The organism is Janthinobacterium sp. SUN033 (assembly GCF_030397595.1).
Classification (GTDB): Bacteria; Pseudomonadota; Gammaproteobacteria; order Burkholderiales; family Burkholderiaceae_D; genus Janthinobacterium; species Janthinobacterium kumbetense.
In genome coordinates this window covers 379751-399072 of sequence record NZ_JAPQNV010000004.1, presented here as the reverse complement: position 1 = coordinate 399072, position 19322 = coordinate 379751, and the positions used below count along the sequence as shown (strand labels likewise).

Annotated in this window: 16 protein-coding genes and 1 riboswitch; of the genes, 11 read left to right on the top strand and 5 right to left on the bottom strand. The window is 62.6% G+C overall.

Annotated features, from left to right (window positions below; all coding sequences use genetic code 11):
• Window positions 1-33 precede the first annotated feature (33 nt).
• Window positions 34-1536 (top strand): hypothetical protein, encoded by a 1503-nt coding sequence (locus OX460_RS18875; protein ID WP_289899564.1) that lies wholly within the window; start codon window positions 34-36, stop codon window positions 1534-1536.
• Window positions 1537-1547: 11 nt separating this feature from the next.
• Here the strand turns inward: OX460_RS18875 and dapF are convergent, their stop codons facing one another.
• From dapF to OX460_RS18860, 3 genes are read right to left on the bottom strand one after another with little or no spacing between them, the layout of a single operon-like run.
• The gene (gene dapF, locus OX460_RS18870; protein WP_289899563.1) at window positions 1548-2411 is read right to left on the bottom strand and encodes a diaminopimelate epimerase; all 864 of its coding nucleotides are present in this window, start codon (window positions 2409-2411) and stop codon (window positions 1548-1550) included.
• 11 nt (window positions 2412-2422) lie between these two features.
• On the bottom strand, window positions 2423-3298 hold the full coding sequence (locus tag OX460_RS18865; protein WP_289899562.1) for a lipid A biosynthesis acyltransferase: 876 nt from the start codon (window positions 3296-3298) through the stop codon (window positions 2423-2425).
• The gene (locus OX460_RS18860; RefSeq protein WP_099665787.1) at window positions 3295-4164 is read right to left on the bottom strand and encodes a lysophospholipid acyltransferase family protein; all 870 of its coding nucleotides are present in this window, start codon (window positions 4162-4164) and stop codon (window positions 3295-3297) included. Before OX460_RS18860 ends, OX460_RS18865 begins: the two co-directional genes overlap by 4 nt.
• A 188-nt stretch (window positions 4165-4352) precedes the next feature.
• On the opposite strand from OX460_RS18860, the gene metK reads away from it, so the two are divergent.
• From metK to metF, 4 genes are all read left to right on the top strand, one after another.
• Entirely contained in the window at window positions 4353-5519 is a 1167-nt protein-coding gene (gene metK, locus OX460_RS18855; RefSeq protein WP_034783537.1) for a methionine adenosyltransferase, read from the top strand.
• Window positions 5520-5642: 123 nt separating this feature from the next.
• Window positions 5643-5711: riboswitch (S-adenosyl-L-homocysteine riboswitch) on the top strand.
• A gap of 27 nt (window positions 5712-5738) precedes the next feature.
• Entirely contained in the window at window positions 5739-7163 is a 1425-nt protein-coding gene (gene ahcY / locus OX460_RS18850; protein WP_092713571.1) for an adenosylhomocysteinase, read from the top strand.
• 81 nt (window positions 7164-7244) lie between these two features.
• Window positions 7245-7601, top strand: coding sequence for a phage holin family protein (locus OX460_RS18845; RefSeq protein ID WP_099665786.1), 357 nt, complete (start codon window positions 7245-7247; stop codon window positions 7599-7601).
• The gene (gene metF / locus OX460_RS18840) at window positions 7588-8418 is read left to right on the top strand and encodes a methylenetetrahydrofolate reductase [NAD(P)H] (protein WP_034783533.1); all 831 of its coding nucleotides are present in this window, start codon (window positions 7588-7590) and stop codon (window positions 8416-8418) included. The genes OX460_RS18845 and metF overlap by 14 nt, the downstream gene beginning before the upstream one ends.
• A gap of 15 nt (window positions 8419-8433) precedes the next feature.
• Here metF and OX460_RS18835 read toward each other — a convergent pair whose 3' ends face one another.
• Window positions 8434-8961: a 5-formyltetrahydrofolate cyclo-ligase gene (locus OX460_RS18835; protein ID WP_289899561.1), complete on the bottom strand. Its 528-nt coding sequence runs from the start codon at window positions 8959-8961 to the stop codon at window positions 8434-8436.
• A gap of 104 nt (window positions 8962-9065) precedes the next feature.
• Here OX460_RS18835 and OX460_RS18830 point away from each other — a divergent pair, with 104 nt between their 5' ends.
• From OX460_RS18830 to OX460_RS18815, 4 genes are all read left to right on the top strand, one after another.
• Window positions 9066-11054: a lytic transglycosylase domain-containing protein gene (locus OX460_RS18830; protein WP_289899560.1), complete on the top strand. Its 1989-nt coding sequence runs from the start codon at window positions 9066-9068 to the stop codon at window positions 11052-11054.
• A 12-nt stretch (window positions 11055-11066) separates the two neighbouring features.
• Window positions 11067-11783: a glutathione S-transferase family protein gene (locus OX460_RS18825; protein ID WP_289899559.1), complete on the top strand. Its 717-nt coding sequence runs from the start codon at window positions 11067-11069 to the stop codon at window positions 11781-11783.
• Window positions 11784-11795: 12 nt separating this feature from the next.
• A complete protein-coding gene (locus tag OX460_RS18820; protein WP_289899558.1) occupies window positions 11796-12893 on the top strand; it encodes a multifunctional CCA addition/repair protein in 1098 nt (365 codons plus the stop codon).
• Between the two features lie 87 nt (window positions 12894-12980).
• Entirely contained in the window at window positions 12981-13694 is a 714-nt protein-coding gene (locus OX460_RS18815; RefSeq protein ID WP_099665781.1) for a GNAT family N-acetyltransferase, read from the top strand.
• Here the strand turns inward: OX460_RS18815 and OX460_RS18810 are convergent.
• Window positions 13686-14210 carry an Lrp/AsnC family transcriptional regulator gene (locus OX460_RS18810; protein ID WP_034753092.1) on the bottom strand — a complete coding sequence of 175 codons (525 nt, stop codon included), beginning with the start codon at window positions 14208-14210 and terminating at the stop codon, window positions 13686-13688. The two genes, OX460_RS18815 and OX460_RS18810, sit on opposite strands and share 9 nt — an antisense overlap.
• A 125-nt stretch (window positions 14211-14335) precedes the next feature.
• Here OX460_RS18810 and hppD point away from each other — a divergent pair, with 125 nt between their 5' ends.
• Together hppD and OX460_RS18800 are read left to right on the top strand one after the other, a co-directional pair.
• On the top strand, window positions 14336-15463 hold the full coding sequence (gene hppD, locus OX460_RS18805) for a 4-hydroxyphenylpyruvate dioxygenase (protein ID WP_099665780.1): 1128 nt from the start codon (window positions 14336-14338) through the stop codon (window positions 15461-15463).
• A gap of 196 nt (window positions 15464-15659) precedes the next feature.
• Window positions 15660-19256 (top strand): indolepyruvate ferredoxin oxidoreductase family protein, encoded by a 3597-nt coding sequence (locus OX460_RS18800; RefSeq protein ID WP_289899557.1) that lies wholly within the window; start codon window positions 15660-15662, stop codon window positions 19254-19256.
• Window positions 19257-19322 lie beyond the last annotated feature (66 nt).

The following is a 19322-nucleotide window of genomic DNA, read 5'->3' as shown; positions in this document are numbered from 1 at the left end:
TTATTAGAATCATTGACTCAATATCGAGAATCGATGGCAAATCGCGAAACATTAGGATTGATCAAGGGCGCACGCGCGGGCGATGTCGCTTGCCAGCTGGCGTTGGGACGGGTGTATCTGTTTGGGCAGGGCGTGCCGCAAAGCTTGCCCACGGCCTTGCACTGGCTGGCGCGGGCGGCCCAGGAGGATAGCGAGGAAGCGTGCTTGCTGATTGGCACGCATGTGCCGTTCGAAGTGGCGCAGCCGGCAGCCAAGGCGCTGATTCCGTATTACGCGCAGGCGTTCGATGCGGGCCTGGTGCAGGCGGGCCTGGTGCTGGCGCAACTGGTGCTGGGCAATGCCGCCAGCCACTGTGAAGCCTTGCGCGCCAAGGCGCGCGTGGCGCTGGACGCCGCCGTGCGGGCCGGCTTGCCCGATGCACAATGGCTGTTGTCCATGCAAGAGGGATCGCTTGCCGCTGCCGGGCCGGACACCAGCCTTGCTGGCGAGCAAGTCCTTGATGGCGACGCGCCGCTGTACTCGTGGCTGGAGCAGGCCTGGAGCCAGGGCAATCATGCGGGTTTCCTGTCGCAAGGCTTGCCGCTGGCGCGCGAGCTGCTGCAGCGCCAGGCGGCGGCCGGGGCGCGCACGATCGCCCTCGACGCGCAGCAGGTGCTGTTGCTGTCGCGTTGCGCCCAGGCCCTGGCGCCTGGCGGCGATGCCGAAGGCTGGCAGTGTTGCGAGCTGGCCGCGCATGGCGGTGACCGTACTGCGCAGCTGGAGCTGGGACTCGGCTATGCGCGCATGGATGCGCATGGCCAGCGGCTGGCCACGCGCAACGGCGCGGCCAATTTCAAGCGGGCCGTGCGCTGGCTGACGCAGGCTGGCGAGCAGGGATTGGCCGAAGCCTGGTTCGTGCTGTCGCGCATCTATACGAAACCGGAATTTTCCCAGCGCAATGTGGTCGAAGCCCATTCCTGCCTGGAGCGTGCCGCCGACCTCGGGCATGGCCCGGCCCAGCTCGAGTGCGGCATGCATGCCTGGCGTAATCGCCGCGATGGCGTCAACAACGATGTGCGGGCCGCGTACTGGCTGCTGCAGGCGCAGGCGCAAGGCAGCCGCGAGGCGGAGGCGGCGCTGGCGAAGATCGCGCCGCAAGGCGAACCCGGCGACTGGGGCCAGTGCGCCGCCATGCACGCCGATGGGCATTTACGGCAATTGGGCCAGAGCCATCCCCTGCTGGCGATGCGGCTGGCGCTGGCGCGCTGCTTTCATCTGTCGCGTGCCGAGGCATTGCTGCTCGATATACACGCGGCCGACCAAGGGCATTGTCTGTTGATCGATATCAGCGCCACGCATGGACGCGGCAAGCGGCGCCTGGCATTGATCCGCACGGCGCAGGAGCGCCAGTTGCTCGACCAGGCGGTGCGCCTGTTCGAGCGCGTCGATTGCGGCGTGGCGGGGCCGGAAGGCAATTACCGGCAGCGCCTGTACCGCCTGAAGTGCTACCTGGCGGAACTCGACGTTGCGCAGGAACAGCAGTTCCTGGTGGCCTGACTTTCACCCGCTTACAGCTCGATCGTGCCTTCGAACACGGTCACGGCCGGGCCCGTCATCAGGACGGGATGGCCGGGGCCTTGCCAGGCGATCGACAGTTCGCCGCCGCGCGCGCTGATGCGCACGGGGGAATCGAGCAAGCCACGCAAGATGCCCGCCACGGCGGCGGCGCAGGCGCCCGTGCCGCATGCCAGGGTTTCGCCCGCGCCCCGTTCAAACACGCGCAGTTTCACGTGCTGGCGGTCGACGATCTGCATGTAGCCGGCGTTGACCCTGCGGGGAAAGCGCGGGTGGTGCTCGATGCGCGGGCCCGTCGCGTCCAGGTCTTGCGCATCGACATCGTCAACCACTTGCACGGCGTGCGGATTGCCCATCGAGACGACGGACACCAGCACGGGCGACGTTTGGCCCGGCAGCGCCAGATCCAGCGGCCACACGGTGTCCTTGCCTTGCGCCACGCCATCGATGCCGCTGGCGTCGAACGGCACCAGCTTTGGCTCCAGTACGGGCGCGCCCATGTCGACCGTGATGCTGCCGTCGATCTCCAGGCGCGGCGCGATGATGCCGGCCATGGTTTCCACGCGGATGCTGGTCTTGTCGGACAAGCCTTTTTCACTGACGAACTTGACGAAGGCGCGTGCGCCGTTGCCGCATTGCTCGACTTCGCCGCCATCGTTGTTATAGATGCGGTAGCGGAAGTCGCAGCCGGGCAGGCGCGGTTTTTCCACCACGAGGATCTGGTCGGCGCCGATGCCGAAACGGCGGTCGGCCAGGCGCTGCCACTGGGCTGGCGTGAAGTCGATGTCTTGATGGATGGCGTCGATGACGATGAAGTCATTGCCGGCGCCATGCATTTTGGTAAATTGGAGTTTCATGGTCTGCCGTATCACTTGTGCTGGTTGTAGAACGATGCTTCGCCTTCCGGACGCGTCTTGAAGCGTTTATGTGTCCAGAAATATTCGGCCGGCGCTTCGCGCACGCGCTCTTCGATGAATTCGTTCATGCGGCGCGTGGCGGCCGTGATGTCGTCGCCCGGATAATCGTCCCACGCCGGGTAATACGTCACTTGCCAGCCCTGGTAATTGGGCAGGAAGGTGGCGATGACGGGAATGACTTGCGCCTTGGCGGCCAGCGCCAGGCGCGCCGTGGCCGTCAGGGTGGCGGCGGGCACGCCGAAGAAGGGCACGAATTCCGCATCTTTTTCGCCGAAATCCATGTCCGGCAGCATGAAATACGGCAAGCCGTCACGCAGTGCGCGCAGGATCGTCTTGATGCCGTCCTGGCGTGTAAACAGCTTGGGCGGCTTGAAGCGCGAACGGCCGTTGCGCAAGGCCTGGTCGAAGGCGGCGTTCTTTTGCTGCACATACATCGACGAGGCGGAAATTTCCATGGCCGTGGCGGCGCCGGCCACGTCGAGGCAGACGAAGTGCGGGCACAGCAGGATGGTCGGCTTGGCCGCGATCTGCAGGCCCGGGAAGGCGGGCACCTTTTTGATCAGGCGGTTCAGGCGTTCTTCCGACGACCACCACAGGATGCTGCGTTCCCACACGCTGCGCGAATACGCCTGGAAATGCTGGCGCGCCAGCGCCACGCGCTGGGCTTCCGTCAATTCCGGCATGCACAGGCGCAGATTCGTCAGGGCAATCTTGCGCCGCGTGGGCATGGCGATGAACAGCAGGCTGCCGACGGCCACGCCGAAGCGGCCCAGGATGGGCAAGGGCAGCCAGTGCAGCAGCCACATGAAGGCGATCAGCAGTCTCATGCCTGCTCCCCGGCGGCATCGGGCGCGGCGGGCGTGGGCGGCGGCGCGCCGCGCGGCACTTTATAGCGATTGTAGCTCCACAGGTATTGCGCCGGGCTGCGCGCGATCAATTGTTCCATGGCCGCATTGATGGTGCGCGCCTGCTCGGCCGAGGTGCTGTCGAGGGACTCGGTGAAGGGCACGAAATGCACGACATAGCCGCGCCCGCCCGGCAGGCGTTCCGCGTAGGTGATGATGACTTCGGCGCCGCCCATCTGCGCCAGCTTGGCGGGCAGGGTCATGGTGTAGGCGGGGCGGCCGAAGAAATCGGCCCACACGCCTTCGCCTTCCTGCGGCACCTGGTCGGGCAGCAGGCCGATGGGCTGGCCCTTCTTCAGGCATTTGGCGAAGATGCGCACGCCCGACATATTGGCCGGCGCCAGCATCAGGTTTTCGCGCGCGCGGGCCCCTTCGATCAGCGGCTTCAATGCGGCGCGCTTGGGCGGGCGGTACATCACGGTGAGCGGCGTGCGCAGCGCGATTTGCTGGGCGACGATTTCAAAGCAGCCCAGGTGCGGCGTCAGGAAGACGATGCCGCGGCCGTGCTGCAGCGCTTTTTCCACCAGTTCCCAGTTTTCCACCGTCGCATGGCGCGCCACGCGTTCGGCTGGCGCGCACCAGATGAACGGCAGTTCCAGCACGCTCTTGCCCGCTTCGGCCACGGCCGTGTGCAAGTGTTGCGAAAACCCCGCACCTTGCAGGTTCTCGCGCATGCGGCGGCGGTAGGACGGGGAAATGGCGTAAATTACCCAGCCGAGCGCAGCGCCCAGACCATGCAGGACGGGCAGGGGAAAGATCGATAAGAAGCGGAAAATTGGGACTAACATGTATAAGCTGTTTCCAGGAATGGCGTGTTGCCGTGCCAAAATTTTTTAAGAAGCGTAAAATACCACGTATGCAGTAACCGCTGAGTTAATAGACAACTTGCGATGCGGAATATAAATCTCGCTAAAGCGTCGCAGGCAAAATCCTCTTTACTGCGACAGAACATTCACATAGTAAACAGGAGCTTGCAATGTCAAACGACTATCTCTTCACTTCCGAATCCGTTTCGGAAGGCCATCCCGACAAGGTTGCCGATCAAATTTCCGACGCCATTCTTGACGCCATCCTGACCCAGGATCCAGCCGCCCGCGTGGCTGCCGAAACCCTGTGCAACACCGGTCTGGTGGTGCTGGCTGGCGAGATTACCACGCACGCCAATGTGGATTATATTCAAGTTGCGCGCGAAACCATCAAACGCATCGGCTACGACAACACGGAATACGGCATCGACTACAAGGGTTGCGCCGTGCTGGTGGCCTACGACAAGCAATCGCCGGACATCGCGCAAGGCGTCGATGAAGGTGCGGGCATTGACCTGGATCAAGGCGCTGGCGATCAGGGCTTGATGTTCGGTTACGCCTGCGATGAAACGGCCGAGCTGATGCCTGCCGCCATCCACTACGCGCACCGCCTGGTCGAGCGCCAGTCGCAGCTGCGCAAGGATGGCCGTTTGCCATGGCTGCGCCCGGATGCGAAATCGCAAGTCACGCTGCGCTACGTCGATGGCCGCCCGGTCGGCGTGCACACGGTCGTGCTGTCGACCCAGCATGCGCCAGAAATCTCGCACAAGCAGATCGAAGAAGCCGTCATCGAAGAAATCATCAAGCCGATCCTGCCGCGCGAATGGCTGACGGAGACCAAATTCCTCGTCAACCCGACGGGCCGTTTCGTCATCGGCGGTCCGCAAGGCGATTGCGGCTTGACCGGCCGCAAGATCATCGTCGACACCTACGGCGGCGCAGCCCCGCACGGCGGCGGCGCGTTCTCGGGCAAGGACCCGTCGAAAGTCGACCGTTCGGCAGCGTACGCGGCCCGCTACGTGGCGAAAAACATCGTCGCGGCCGGCCTGGCGCGCCAATGCCAGGTGCAGGTCAGCTACGCCATCGGCGTGGCCAAGCCGATCAACATCACCGTCTACACGGAAGGCACGGGCGTGATTCCCGACGCGGAAATCGCCAAGCTGGTGCTGGCGCACTTTGATCTGCGTCCAAAAGGCATCGTGCAAATGCTCGACCTGTTGCGCCCGATCTACCAGAAGAGCGCCGCCTACGGCCATTTCGGCCGCGAAGAGCCGGAATTCACGTGGGAACGCACGGACAAGGTCGCCCTGCTGCGCGACGCTGCCGGCCTGAAGTAATCTAGTTGGATTTGCAAGAAAAGCGCCCCGGCCTGCTGGCCGCGGGCGCTTTTTTTATGTGTTGTTACGTGGCAATGCCGTGCAAACAGGCTGGCGCGGCGGCCTTGACAATGATAAAATCCCGTGTCCGAGGAGCGTTGCGACGAAGAAATTCGCCAGGCTCGGAATATCCTGCAACTGCGCTCACGTACCTTTTTCAACAACTGAAAGGAGGGCGTGATGAACGCCGTACTCAAATCGCAACACGACTACACCATCGCCGATATCACCTTGGCCGCATGGGGCGACAAAGAAATCAAGATTGCTGAAACGGAAATGCCTGGCCTGATGGCCATCCGCGAAGAATTCGCGGCAGCGCAGCCTCTGAAAGGCGCGCGCATCACCGGTTCCATCCACATGACCATCCAGACCGCCGTGCTGATCCAGACCCTGGAAGCACTGGGAGCGCAAGTGCGTTGGGCATCGTGCAACATTTACTCCACGCAAGATCACGCCGCCGCCGCCATCGCCGCCGCCGGCACGCCGGTGTTCGCCGTCAAGGGCGAGTCGCTGGACGACTACTGGGAATACACGCACCGCATCTTCGAATGGCCGAACGTGGATGGCAAGGCCGTCTACTCGAACATGATCCTCGACGATGGCGGCGATGCCACCCTGCTGCTGCACCTGGGCGTGCGCGCGGAAACCGACCTGTCGGTACTGGCCAACCCCGGTTCGGACGAAGAAATCTGCCTGTTCAACTCGATCAAGAAACACTTGCTGGCCGACCCGACCTGGTACTCGAAGCGTCTGCCTGAAATCCTCGGCGTGACGGAAGAAACCACCACCGGCGTGCACCGGTTGTATCAAATGCACAAGGAAGGCAAGCTGGCTTTCCCTGCGATTAACGTGAACGATTCCGTCACGAAATCGAAGTTCGACAACCTGTATGGCTGCCGCGAATCGCTGGTCGACGGCATCAAGCGCGCCACCGACGTGATGATCGCCGGTAAGGTCGCCGTCATCGCCGGTTACGGTGATGTGGGCAAGGGTTCGGCCCAGGCCATGCGCGCCCTGTCGGCGCAAGTATGGGTGACGGAAGTCGATCCGATCTGCGCACTGCAGGCGGCGATGGAAGGCTACCGCGTCGTGACCATGGATTACGCGTGCGAACACGGCGACATTTTCGTCACCTGCACCGGCAACTACCATATCCTCACGCACGATCACCTGACGCGCATGAAAGACCAGGCCATCGTCTGCAACATTGGTCACTTTGACAATGAAATCGACGTTGCTTCGTTGAAACAATACGAGTGGGAAAACATCAAGCCGCAAGTCGACCACATCATCTTCCCGTCGGGCCGCCGCATCATCCTGCTGGCCGAAGGCCGCCTGGTCAACCTCGGTTGCGGCACGGGCCACCCGTCGTACGTGATGAGCTCGTCGTTCGCCAACCAGACGATCGCGCAGATCGAGCTGTACGCGAACACGGCCAACTACCCGGTCGGCGTGTACACCTTGCCGAAACACCTCGATGAAAAAGTCGCTCGTTTGCAACTCAAAAAGTTGAATGCGCAGCTGACGGAACTGACGCAAGAGCAAGCCGACTACATCGGCGTGCGCACGGAAGGCCCTTATAAACCTGAACACTACCGTTACTGATCGGTAGTCCGGGGCTGTCACTCACCCTCCGAGGGCCGACGCCTGGCGCCGGCCTGACCTCACTTTTGACAGGCTAGAGAAATGCGCTTGCTACTGATTTGGTTTATCAATGCGGCGGCCCTGTTTGCCGTCCCTTACCTGATGCACTCGGTGACGATGAGCAGCGGCTGGACCGCGCTGCTGGCCGCTGCCGTGCTGGGGCTGGTTAATGCGCTGATCCGTCCCTTGCTGATCCTGCTGACCCTGCCCGTGACGTTCTTGTCGCTGGGCCTGTTCATTTTGATCATCAACGGCTTCATGTTCTGGCTGGTGGCGCAGATGATCGCTGGTTTCCATGTCGCCAGTTTCTGGTCGGCCGTGGGCGGTGCCATTCTGTACAGCATCATTTCCTGGGCCTTGTCGACCTTACTTTTGAGCAACGACGATGGAAAAGCATAACTTCAGTATTGAGTTTTTCCCGCCGAAAACCCCGGAAGGGGCGGAAAAGCTGCGCGCCACGCGTGTCAAGTTGTCTGAATTGCATCCGAAGTATTTCTCGGTGACGTTTGGCGCCGGCGGCACCACGCAGCAGGGTACCTTGGACACCGTGCGCGAGATCCTGGCGGCCGGCGAACAGGCCGCGCCCCATCTGTCTTGCGTGGGCGGTTCGCGCGAATCGATCCGCGCCGTGCTGGCCGACTTCAAGGCGGCCGGCGTGAACCGCATCGTGGCCTTGCGCGGCGACTTGCCGAGCGGCTATGGTGCCTCGGGCGAGTTCCGCTACGCCAACGAGCTGGTGGAATTCATCCGCGCCGAGACGGGCGACCATTTCCATATCGAAGTGGCTGCCTATCCGGAAGTGCACCCGCAAGCCCGTTCGCCGCAGGACGACCTGAACGCGTTCGCGCGCAAGGTGCAGGCCGGCGCCGATGCGGCCATCACCCAGTACTTCTACAATGCCGACGCGTATTTCCAGTTTGTCGAGCAGACGCAGAAGATGGGCATCAACGTGCCCATCGTGGCCGGCATCATGCCGATCACGAATTACACGCAGCTGATGCGCTTTTCGGACATGTGCGGCGCGGAAATTCCACGCTGGGTGCGTCTGAAACTGGCCAGCTTCGGCGACGACAGCGCGTCCATCAAGGCTTTTGGCCTGGACGTGGTGACGGGCTTGTGCGAACGCCTGCTGGAAGGCGGCGCGCCAGGCTTGCATTTCTATAGCATGAACCAGGCGGCGCCTACGACCGCACTGTGGCAGCGCCTGGTCAAGTAACTTTCATCTGATCCGTCAGAGCAGATCGCCCTCCGTCACGATGTGATCGAGGGCGATGTCATATGTGCCGCTGGCAAATGACGCCTTCAGACAGCCGTATGCCACACCGAGGGTGCGGGGGCGTGGCGCGTGTTCCAGGGTGCGGTCGTAATACCCGCCGCCATAGCCGAGCCGGTACCGTTGCTCATTGAATCCCAGGCAAGGCACCAGCAGGGTGGCGGGCGCCGGGCGCAGGCGCAATTCGGCGGGCACGGCCACGCCCATGCCATCCTTGACCATCGCTTCTCCCGGCGTCCAGCTGGAAAACGCCAGCGGCGCATGCTTTTCCAGCACCACCGGCAAGCTTAATTGCACGCCGCGCGCGGCCAGCTGCGCATACGCGTCGTGCAAGTCCGGCTCGCCATGCAGGGGCCAGTACACGCCCAGTTCCTCGATGTTTTCCTGCGCGCACCAGTCCAGCAGGCGCTGCGCGATGGCCGCATCCCACTGCGCGCGCGTGGCGTCGGGCAGGGCGCGCCGGGCCGCCAGCAAGGCTTTGCGCAAGCCGGCTTTTTCCTGTGGCGCAATGGGTGGCCGTGCAGCCGGATCGCATGTTATTCTAGGGTCGCTATTCATATCACCATCAAGTTAAGATTGAGAGTCGTACATTGATTTCCCCACTGAAATGGATTGCCGGCACGATGCTGTGTGTTGCATCGGCCTTGTCTCCCCTGGCCGCCCTGGCCCAGGTGTCCGCCACCGTAACGCCCGCCGCTCCCGACACGCGCAGCGAGGACGATGCCTTCCTGCTGCTGCGCGACGCCGCGCGCAAGGATGACGTCGAAAAAGCCGACTTTTATGCGGGGCGCCTGACGAATTACCAGATTCCTTCGTATGTCGACTATTATCGGCTGAAACCGCGCATCAAACAGTTGACCGAGGCACAATTTCGCGATTACCTGAACCGCTACAAGGGCAGCGCCATCGCCGACCGCTTCCGCAACGACTGGCTGCTGGAACTGGGCCGCAAGCGCGACTGGGTCGTGTTTGATGAACAATACCCGCAATTCGCCCTCGACGACGACACCCAGCTCAAGTGCTACGCGCTGATGTCGCGCGCCGCCAAGGGGCAGAACGTGGCGTCCGAGGCGCGCAACCTGCTCGTCTCGCCGCCAGGCTACGGCGAAGCGTGCGGCAGCCTGATCGCGGCACTGGCGCAAAATGGCCAGTTCGACACGAATGATCTGTGGGCGCAGATCCGCCTGGCGGGTCAGACCAACGCTACCGGCCCGGCCCGTCGCATCGCGCTGCTGCTGGGCGCCTCCGACGCGAAGATGGCGCAAGCCATCGACTTGCCGGCGCTGGTGCTGGCCAAGGGCGCGGGCGCCAGCCGTGCCGACCACGAGATGTACCTGGTGGCCGTCGGCCGCATGGCGAAAAGCACCTTGAAACTGGGCGTCGTGGCCCTGCAAAAGGCGAGCGCGCAATTGACGCCGCAGGAACAGGCCATCGGCTGGGCCAGCCTGGCCTTGCAAGCGTCGTATGCGCTGGCGCCGGAAGCGTTCGAATATTGGCAAAAAACCAATGGTGCGCCCCTGACTCAGGAGCAGATGCAATGGAAGGCGCGTATCGCCTTGCGTGAAGGCAACTGGCCACTGGTGAAGGCCGCCATCCAGGCCATGCCGGCGTCCTTGCGCACGGATCCCACCTGGGTGTACTGGCTGGCGCGCGCACAGCAGGCGGAAACGCCGGGCCGCCCGAACCCGCAGGCGGACGCCCTGTACCGCACGATTGCCGACCAGTCGAATTTCTATGGCTTGCTGGCCAATGAAGAGCTGGGCAACCATCTGGTCTTGCCGCCGCCGGGCCAGCCGGTCAGTCCGACGGAAATCGCCGCCATGGCCGCCAATCCGGGCTTGCAGCGCGCCTTGAAATTCTTCAACATGCGCCTGCGCTTCGAAGGCACGCGCGAGTGGAACTGGGAATTGCGTTCGATGACGGACCGCCAGCATCTGGCGGCCGCGGAATTTGCGCGCCAGAACAATGTGCTCGACCGCATGGTCAATACCTCGGACCGCACGCGCCTGGAAGTGGACTATACGCAGCGCTACCCGACGCCGCACGACGACGTCATGCATCCGGCCACGCAAACCCTGGGTCTGGACAAGGCCTGGGTGTATGGCTTGATCCGCCAGGAATCACGCTTCATCATGGATGCGCAGTCGCACGTGGGCGCCTCCGGTTTGATGCAGGTCATGCCGTCGACGGCCCGCTATGTCGCCAAGAAGATCGGCCTCACCGATTTCGTCACGGAAACGTTGAGCGATGTGCGCACCAATGTCTTGCTGGGCACGAATTACCTGAACATGGTGCTTGGCGGTCTTGACGGTTCGCAAGTGCTGGCCAGCGCCGCCTACAACGCGGGACCGGGGCGCCTGCGCATCTGGCGCGCCACCATGACGCGTCCGCTGGAAGGCGCCGTCTTTGCCGAAATCATTCCGTACACGGAAACGCGCGGCTACGTGAAAAACGTGATGGCCAACGCCACGTATTATGCGGCCCTGTTCGAGAAGAGCCCGCAGTCGCTGAAGGCGCGCCTGGGCACCGTGGGACCGAAAAACAGCGCCGTTTCCGCCGATTTGCCATCATCTAACTAAAGTCCGCCGACCATGCAAACGACCATCCTTGATCCCAGCCTGACGCAAACCCTGGCCGCCGCGCGCGAGCCGGGCCTGACCCTCATCATCGGCAACAAGAATTACTCATCGTGGTCGATGCGCCCGTGGGTGGCCATGACGGCCTTCGGCATCCCGTTCCAGGAAGTGCGCGTGCTGCTCGACCAGAGCGACACGGCCACCAAGATCGCCGAATATTCGGCCTGCGGCCGGGTTCCCGTGTTGCTGGCGGGCGAGATCACGATCTGGGATAGCCTGGCCATCTGCGAATACCTGGCCGAGCAGTTTCCCGATAAACACATGTGGCCGCAAGACGTGGCCGCGCGCGCCATGGCACGTTGTATCTGCGCGGAAATGCATTCCGGCTTTACCGGCTTGCGCACCGATATGTCGATGAATATCAAGGCAAAATTGCCGGGACGTGGCCGCACGGCCGCCGCGCAGGCCGACATCGGCCGCATCAGCGAAATCTGGGAAGAGTGCCTGTCGCGCTTTGGCCACCACCAGTTCCTGTTTGGCGACTTTTCCATCGCCGACGCGTATTTCGCCCCCGTCGTCATGCGTTTCCGCACGTATGGCGTGAGCCTGGCGCCGGCCCTGAACGCGTATTGCGAGCGCGTGCAGGCGCACCCGGCCGTGGCCCGCTGGATCACGGAAGCGCTGGCGGAAACGGAAGTCGCTGCCAAGCACGACGCGGAATTACCTGAATAAGAAAAGAGTGTTATGAAGATTTACACGGTCGGTGGCGCGGTGCGCGACCAACTGCTGGGCTTGCCCGTGAAAGACCACGACCACGTCGTCGTGGGCGCCACGCCGGAAGACATGCTGCGCCAGGGCTTCCGCCCAGTCGGCAAGGATTTCCCCGTGTTTTTGCACCCGAAGACGCAGGAAGAATACGCCCTGGCCCGCACGGAACGCAAGACGGCGCCCGGCTACCGGGGCTTTGTCTTCCACACGGCGCCCGACGTCACGCTGGAAGACGACCTGGTGCGCCGCGATCTGACCATCAACGCCATCGCCCGGGCCGAGGACGGGACGTTGACCGACCCGTTCGGCGGTATCGAGGATATTCGCAACAAAATCTTCCGCCACGTCTCCGACGCCTTTGGCGAAGACCCCGTGCGCATCTTGCGCTTGGCCCGCTTTGCCGCCCGTTTTCATACTTTTACTGTCGCGCCCGCTACCCTGACCTTGATGCGCCGCATGGTGGCCGACGGCGAAGTCGACGCCCTCGTGGCCGAGCGCGTGTGGCAGGAAGTGGCCAAGGGGCTGATGGAAAGCCATCCTTCGCGCATGCTGACGGTGCTGCACGAATGCGGCGCCCTGGCGCGCATCATGGGCGAAATCGCGCTGAGCGAACGCTTGCTGCAAGTCGTCGACCATGCGGCAGCGCAAGGTCATGACTTGCCCGTGCGTTTTGCGGCCTTGATGCTGCGCATGAGCAAAGATGCCATCGAGAAACTGAGCGAGCGCTTGCGCGTGCCCAATGAGTGCCGCGAGCTGGCCGTCATGGCGGCGCGCGAACGGGACAATATCGATGGCGCGCTGGCGCTGAGCGCCGAAGCCGTGGTGAGCTTGTGCGAGCGCTGCGACGGCTTGCGCAAGCCGCAGCGCTTTGCGCAACTGTTGCAAGCCGTGGCTTGCGACGGGCTGGTCACTGGCGATTTCCCTCAGGCGGCGCGGCTGCAGGGCGGATTGGACGCGGCGCGCGCCGTGAATGCGGGTGCGCTGGCGCAAGGCTGTGCGGAGCCGAAACGCATCCCCGAAGTCATCCACGCGGCGCGGGTGGCGGCCGTGCAGGCGTTCCTGGCCCAGGCTTGAGTGGCGGGAATAGGCTACAATGGCGCCACAATGTTGCACCGCACAATACCAGCCTGACGTGCCGCAGCACCGCCCCCAGGAGTCGACGTGACCTTACCCAAGCTGTTTCAAAACCCGTTTCGCCGCTGGCTTAGCCGTAGCGGTGGCGGGCGTCCGACCGTGCTCGTCAAGCAATTGCATGAGCGCGACCGGCGCCGCATGATGAAGCATTTCCTGTCGCTCGAGAAAAGCGACCGCCTGCTGCGCTTCGGCAGCGCCTTGCCCGATGAACTCGTGGCCCAGTACGTGCAAAAGATGGATTTTTCGCGCGACATGATTTACGGCGTCTACAACAGCCTGTTCAAGCTGGTGGGCGTGGGGCACCTGGCGTTTGCGCCGAAGGACCAGTCGCCGGCGAAAAGCGTGGTGACGGACAAGGAGCAGGTGGCGGAGTTTGGCGTATCCGTGTCGAAATCCATGCGCGGCATGGGGGTCGGGTCGAAATTGTTCGAACGGGCGGCGATTCACTGCCGTAACAACGATGTCGATACCCTGTATATGCATTGTTTGTCGTCGAACAAGACGATGATGCATATCGCCAAGAAGGCGGGCATGGAAATCCAGCGCGACTATGGCGAAGCCGATGCATATCTGAAACTGTTGCCGCCGAACCCGACCAGCATGCTGCAGGAAGCCGTGCAGGAACAGTTCGCCATGTTCGACTACACGTTCAAGGCCAACGCGCGTGCCGCGTTCAAATTGTGGGATCGCTTGCCGGGGCGCAAGAAGAAGCCCGGGCCGCCGTCACCGCCGTCACAGTAAGGGCAGGGCCGTCGTATCCTTGATGCGCTGCAAGGCAAAGCTCGATTTCACGTCCAGCACGGCCGGGTGGCGCAGCAGGGTCGCCATCATGAAGCGCGAAAAGTGTTCCATGTCTTCCACATGCACGCGCAACAGATAATCCATTTCGCCCGTCATCGCATAGCAGGCCACCACTTCCGGCCATTGCGCCACGGCCACGGCGAAGTCGGCGCGCGGCGAGGTATTCGTCACCAGATTCGGCGCCAGCACGCGCGCCGTGCTGTGCGCCGTGGCGTCGCTGTGCTTTTCCAGCCGCACGTTGACGTAGGCGAGCAAGCCCAGGCCGATCTTTTCCGGGTCCAGCAGGGCCACGTACTGGCGGATCACGCCCGCTTCTTCCAGCCGTTTGACGCGGCGCAAGCATGGCGACGGCGACAGGCTGACCTGCTCTGCCACGTCCTGGTTCGACAGGCGGCCATCGGCCTGCAGGACGGCGAGGATCTTGCGATCCGTTTTATCCAGCGTAATTTTGCTCATGCTTCCTCCGGTGGTTCGACTTTCACGCAATATTATTGCGCAAATCATGATTGTTCGGGAGATCTTTGGCATTTAATGCCCACAGACCGCGCCTATACTGTGCGCTACTTCTTGGAGGAGACATCATGCAATTTCAGCCTTGGGATAACCCGATGGGTACCGATGGTTTCGAGTTCGTCGAGTATGCAGCACCAGACCCAAAAGCATTGGGCAAGCTGTTCGAGAACATGGGCTTCACGGCCATCGCGCGCCACCGCCACAAGGATGTGACCCTGTACCGTCAGGGCGACATCAATTTCATCATCAATGCCGAACAAGATTCGTTCGCGCAGCGTTTTGCCCGCCATCACGGCCCGTCCGTGTGCGCCATCGCCATCCGCGTCGACGACGCGGCCTTCGTATACCGCCGCGCGCTGGAACTGGGCGCCTGGGGCTTCGACAATAAAACAGGTCCGATGGAGCTGAATATCCCCGCCATCAAGGGCGTGGGCGATTCCCTGCTGTACTTCGTCGACCGCTGGCGCGGCAAGGGCGCCGACAAGCCGGACGCGGCCGCACCTGGCGGCATCGGCGACATCAGCATCTATGACGTCGATTTCGTCGCCATTCCCGGCGCCGTCGCCAACCCCGTCGGCCATGGCCTGACGTATATCGACCACCTGACGCACAATGTGCACCGTGGCCGCATGAAGGAATGGGCGACGTTCTATGAAAGCCTGTTCAACTTCCGCGAAGTGCGCTATTTCGACATCGAAGGCAAGTTGACGGGCCTCAAGTCGAAGGCCATGACTTCGCCGTGCGGCAAGATCCGCATTCCGATCAATGAATCGTCGGACGACAAGTCGCAGATCGCTGAATACCTGGACCAGTACCATGGCGAAGGCATCCAGCATATCGCCCTGGGTACGGACAATATCTACGCGTCCGTGCAAGGCATGCGCGATACGGGTATCGATTTCCAGGATACGATTGAAACTTACTATGAGCTGGTCAACCGCCGCCTGCCCAACCATGGCGAGCAGCTGGAAGAACTGCGCCGCCTGCGCATCCTGATCGATGGCCACAGCACGGAAAACGAACGCGAACTGTTGCTGCAAATCTTCACGCAGACGGTGATCGGCCCGATCTTCTTCGAGATCATCCAGCGCAAGGGCGACCAGGGCTTCGGCGAAGGCAATTTCCGCGCCCTGTTCGAATCGATCGAGCTGGACCAGATCAAGCGCGGCGTGCTGAAAGATACGAACGCGGCGTAATGTTGCTTTGTAACAAATAGTAGTAAAAAAGGCAGCAGCACCGGAGTGCAGCGCAGCAAAGAACTGCGCGCATTCCTGTGGTAGTCTACGACAAACAAGTCATTTTTCCGCACCGGCATTGTCCACAAGGCACAGCCGGTACGTGTGAGTTCAACCGACTTTGCACGCGTAGCACAGAGAATAATGGAGACAAGTAATGAATGCACCAATCAAGGGCTCGAGTCTTGAGCCGGGCGCGCACGCGTCCGAAATTTCCCTGAACGACAAATACACGCTGGAGCGTGGCCGCGCCTTCATGACGGGCACGCAAGCGCTGATCCGCCTGCCGATGCTGCAGCGCGAGCGCGATTTGAAGGCTGGCCTGAATACGGCCGGCTACATCACCGGTTACCGCGGTTCGCCTGTGACGTCCGTCGACATGACGGCGATCAAGGCCAAGAAATACCTCGATGAACACCACGTCAAATTCCATCCGGGCCTGAACGAAGACCTGGCCGCCACAGCCGTCTGGGGCACGCAGCAAACGAATCTGTTCGAAGACGCGAAATACGACGGCGTGTTCGGCATGTGGTACGGCAAGGGCCCTGGCGTCGACCGCTGCGGCGACGTGTTCAAGCACGCCAATAACGCCGGCTCCGCCAAGCATGGCGGCGTGCTGGTGCTGGCCGGCGACGACCATGCGGCAAAATCCTCGTCCACGGCGCACCAGTCCGACCATATCCTGAACGCTTGCGGCATCCCCGTGCTGTACCCGTCGTCGGTGCAGGAATACATCGACTACGGCTTGCACGCGTGGGCCATGAGCCGCTACACGGGGCTATGGGTGTCGATGAAATGCGTGACCGACATCATCGAATCGGGCGCCGCCGTCGATTTCGACCCGGACCGCGTGCAGATCACCCTGCCGACCGACTTCGAGATGCCGGCCGGTGGCTTGAACATCCGCTGGCCCGACACGGTGCTGGAACAAGAAGTACGCATGAACAGCTACAAATGGTATGCGGCGCTGGCGTATGCGCGTGCCAACAAGCTCAATAAAATCATCTGGGACAGCCCGAAGGCGCGCATCGGCATCATCACGGCCGGCAAATCCTACCTCGATACGCGCCAGGCGCTGGCCGACCTGGGCATCGACGAGCAGACGGCGTCCGACATCGGCATCCGCCTGTACAAGATCGGCATGACCTGGCCGCTGGAAGCGGACGGCGTGCATGAATTTGCCAAGGGCCTCGATGAAATCCTCGTGGTGGAAGAAAAGCGCCAGATTCTCGAATACGCGCTGAAGGAAGAACTCTACAACCTCAAGGACGGCGAGCGTCCGCGCGTGGTCGGCAAGTTCGACGACACGGGCGAATGGAGCAACCAGAAGGGGACGGGGCACGGCGACTGGCTGCTGCCGGCCACGTATGAGCTGAATCCGGCCATGATCGCCCGCGCCATTGCCAGCCGCATTTCGCGCTACTACGCCGGCCACCCGGTGGAGCAGCGCGTGAAGGAGCGCATCGCCTACCTGGAAGCGAAGGAAAACGTCCTCAAGGCCATCAGCGTGAAACCCGATCCGCAAAAGGACCGCACGCCGTTCTTTTGCTCCGGCTGCCCGCACAACAGTTCGACCAAGGTGCCGGAAGGCTCGCGCGCGCTGGCCGGCATCGGCTGCCACTACATGGTGCTGTGGATGGACCGCGAAACGTCGACGTTCACCCACATGGGCGCCGAAGGCGTCACCTGGGTGGGGCAGGCGCCGTTCACGAATGAAAAGCACGTATTTACCAACCTCGGCGACGGCACGTATTTCCACTCGGGCATCCTGGCCATCCGCGCGGCCGTCTCGGCCAAGGTGAACATCACTTATAAAATCCTGTTCAACGATGCGGTGGCCATGACGGGCGGCCAGGAATTCGACGGCCCCCTGTCGCCGGCCATCATTTCGCGCCAGATCGCCGCCGAAGGCGTCGGTCCCATCATCGTCGTCACGGATGAACCGGAAAAGTACCCGGACGATTACGCCTGGGCGGAAGGCGTCACCGTGCGCCACCGTTCGGAACTGATGGACGTGCAGCGCGAACTGCGCGACATGCCCGGCGTATCGGCCATGATCTACGACCAGACCTGTGCTTCGGAAAAACGCCGCCGCCGGAAACGCAATGAATACCCGGACCCGGCCAAGCGCGCCGTCATCAACGAAGCCGTCTGCGAAGGCTGCGGCGACTGTTCCGTGCAATCGAACTGCCTGTCGGTGGAACCGCTGGAAACGGAACTGGGGCGCAAGCGCCAGATCAACCAGTCGTCCTGCAACAAGGATTTCTCGTGCACGACGGGTTTCTGCCCCAGCTTCGTGACGGTGGAAGGCGGCGGCTTGAAAAAGCCGAAGAAGGCGGCTGCCGCCGACAAGGACGCGCCAGCGGCGCCGGCCTTGCCGACGCCCGTCATTCCGTCGACGGCCGAGCCGTTCGGCATCCTGGTCACCGGCATCGGCGGCACGGGCGTCGTTACCGTCGGCCAGATCCTGGCCATGGCGGCCCACGTGGAAGGCAAGGGCTGTTCCGTGCTGGACATGAGCGGCCTGGCGCAAAAGGGCGGCCCCGTGATGTCGCACGTGCGCCTGGCGGACCGCCAGGAAGATATCCACTCGACGCGCGTGGGTACCGGTGCGGCTGACCTGGTCATCGGCTGCGACTTGATCGTCACGGCCAGCCGCGACGCCCTGTCGCGCATGGGAGAGGGCCGCAGCTGGGCCATGATCAACTCGACCAGCTCGTCGACGGCCGCGTTCGTGAAAAACCCGGACTGGCAATTCCCCGGCGCCTCGGCGCGCATGGAAATCGAAAAGGCGTGCGGCAGCGACCACGTGGACTTCATCGACGCGGGCCAGATCGCCACGGCGCTGATGGGCGACTCCATCGCGACGAACATGTTCATGCTCGGCTACGCCTGGCAAAAAGGCAAAGTGCCGCTGTCGGAAGCTGCCATCATGAAGGCCATCGACTTGAACAATGTCTCGGTGGCGTTCAACAAGGCGGCCTTCAACTGGGGCCGCGCGGGCGCCCACGATGCGGCCAGCCTGGTGCGCATGACGACGCCAGCCAAGGTGGTGGAATTCAAGCGCATCGAAACGCTCGACGACCTGATCGAAAAGCGCGTGGCCCTGCTGACGGCTTACCAGGACCGCGCGTATGCGCAGCAATACCTGGACTTCGTCGGCCAGGTGCGCGCCGCCGAAAGCGCGCTGAATGGCCCGCACCTGCGCCTGACGGAAGCCGTGGCCCGCTACTTCTACAAGCTGATGGCCTACAAGGACGAATACGAAGTGGCGCGCCTGTACACGGACGGCGCCTTCCAGGCGAAGATCGCCGCCATGTTCGAGGGCGACATCAAGCTCAAGTTCCACCTGGCGCCGCCGATCATGGCGAAAACGGATGCCCATGGCCATTTGATCAAGAAGGAATATGGCCCGTGGATGCTGAAGGCCTTCGGCGTGCTGGCCAAGTTCAAGGGCTTGCGCGGCACGGCCTTCGACGTGTTCGGCCATACGGCCGAGCGCAAGATGGAACGGGCGCTGATACTCGAGTACCGCACGACGGTGGGTGGCTTGCTGCCGAAACTGACGATGGCCAAGCTGGCGCAAGCCGTGGCGATTGCCAGCATTCCGGAAGACATCCGCGGCTATGGCCACGTGAAGGAGCGTCATCTGAAGGCGGCGAAAGAGAAGGAAGCCAGTTTGCTGATCGCCTTCAATGCGCCGACGCCGCTGCCGCCCGTCGTGGCGGCACCCGTGGCGGCCACCGTGGCGTGATGGGGTGAGCTCCACGCTGTAGCAATGGCGCCTGCGGGCGCCATTTTTTTGTATCAAAGAAAACAA

Bases quoted from the DNA above. Each gene is read 5' to 3' on its own strand.
- OX460_RS18875 (WP_289899564.1), top strand. From the start codon at position 34: ATGGCAAATCGCGAAACATTAGGATTGATCAAGGGCGCACGCGCGGGC.
- dapF (WP_289899563.1), bottom strand. From the start codon at position 2,411: ATGAAACTCCAATTTACCAAAATGCATGGCGCCGGCAATGACTTCATC.
- OX460_RS18865 (WP_289899562.1), bottom strand. From the start codon at position 3,298: ATGAGACTGCTGATCGCCTTCATGTGGCTGCTGCACTGGCTGCCCTTG.
- OX460_RS18860 (WP_099665787.1), bottom strand. From the start codon at position 4,164: ATGTTAGTCCCAATTTTCCGCTTCTTATCGATCTTTCCCCTGCCCGTC.
- metK (WP_034783537.1), top strand. From the start codon at position 4,353: ATGTCAAACGACTATCTCTTCACTTCCGAATCCGTTTCGGAAGGCCAT.
- ahcY (WP_092713571.1), top strand. From the start codon at position 5,739: ATGAACGCCGTACTCAAATCGCAACACGACTACACCATCGCCGATATC.
- OX460_RS18845 (WP_099665786.1), top strand. From the start codon at position 7,245: ATGCGCTTGCTACTGATTTGGTTTATCAATGCGGCGGCCCTGTTTGCC.
- metF (WP_034783533.1), top strand. From the start codon at position 7,588: ATGGAAAAGCATAACTTCAGTATTGAGTTTTTCCCGCCGAAAACCCCG.
- OX460_RS18825 (WP_289899559.1), top strand. From the start codon at position 11,067: ATGCAAACGACCATCCTTGATCCCAGCCTGACGCAAACCCTGGCCGCC.
- OX460_RS18820 (WP_289899558.1), top strand. From the start codon at position 11,796: ATGAAGATTTACACGGTCGGTGGCGCGGTGCGCGACCAACTGCTGGGC.
- OX460_RS18810 (WP_034753092.1), bottom strand. From the start codon at position 14,210: ATGAGCAAAATTACGCTGGATAAAACGGATCGCAAGATCCTCGCCGTC.
- hppD (WP_099665780.1), top strand. From the start codon at position 14,336: ATGCAATTTCAGCCTTGGGATAACCCGATGGGTACCGATGGTTTCGAG.
- OX460_RS18800 (WP_289899557.1), top strand. From the start codon at position 15,660: ATGAATGCACCAATCAAGGGCTCGAGTCTTGAGCCGGGCGCGCACGCG.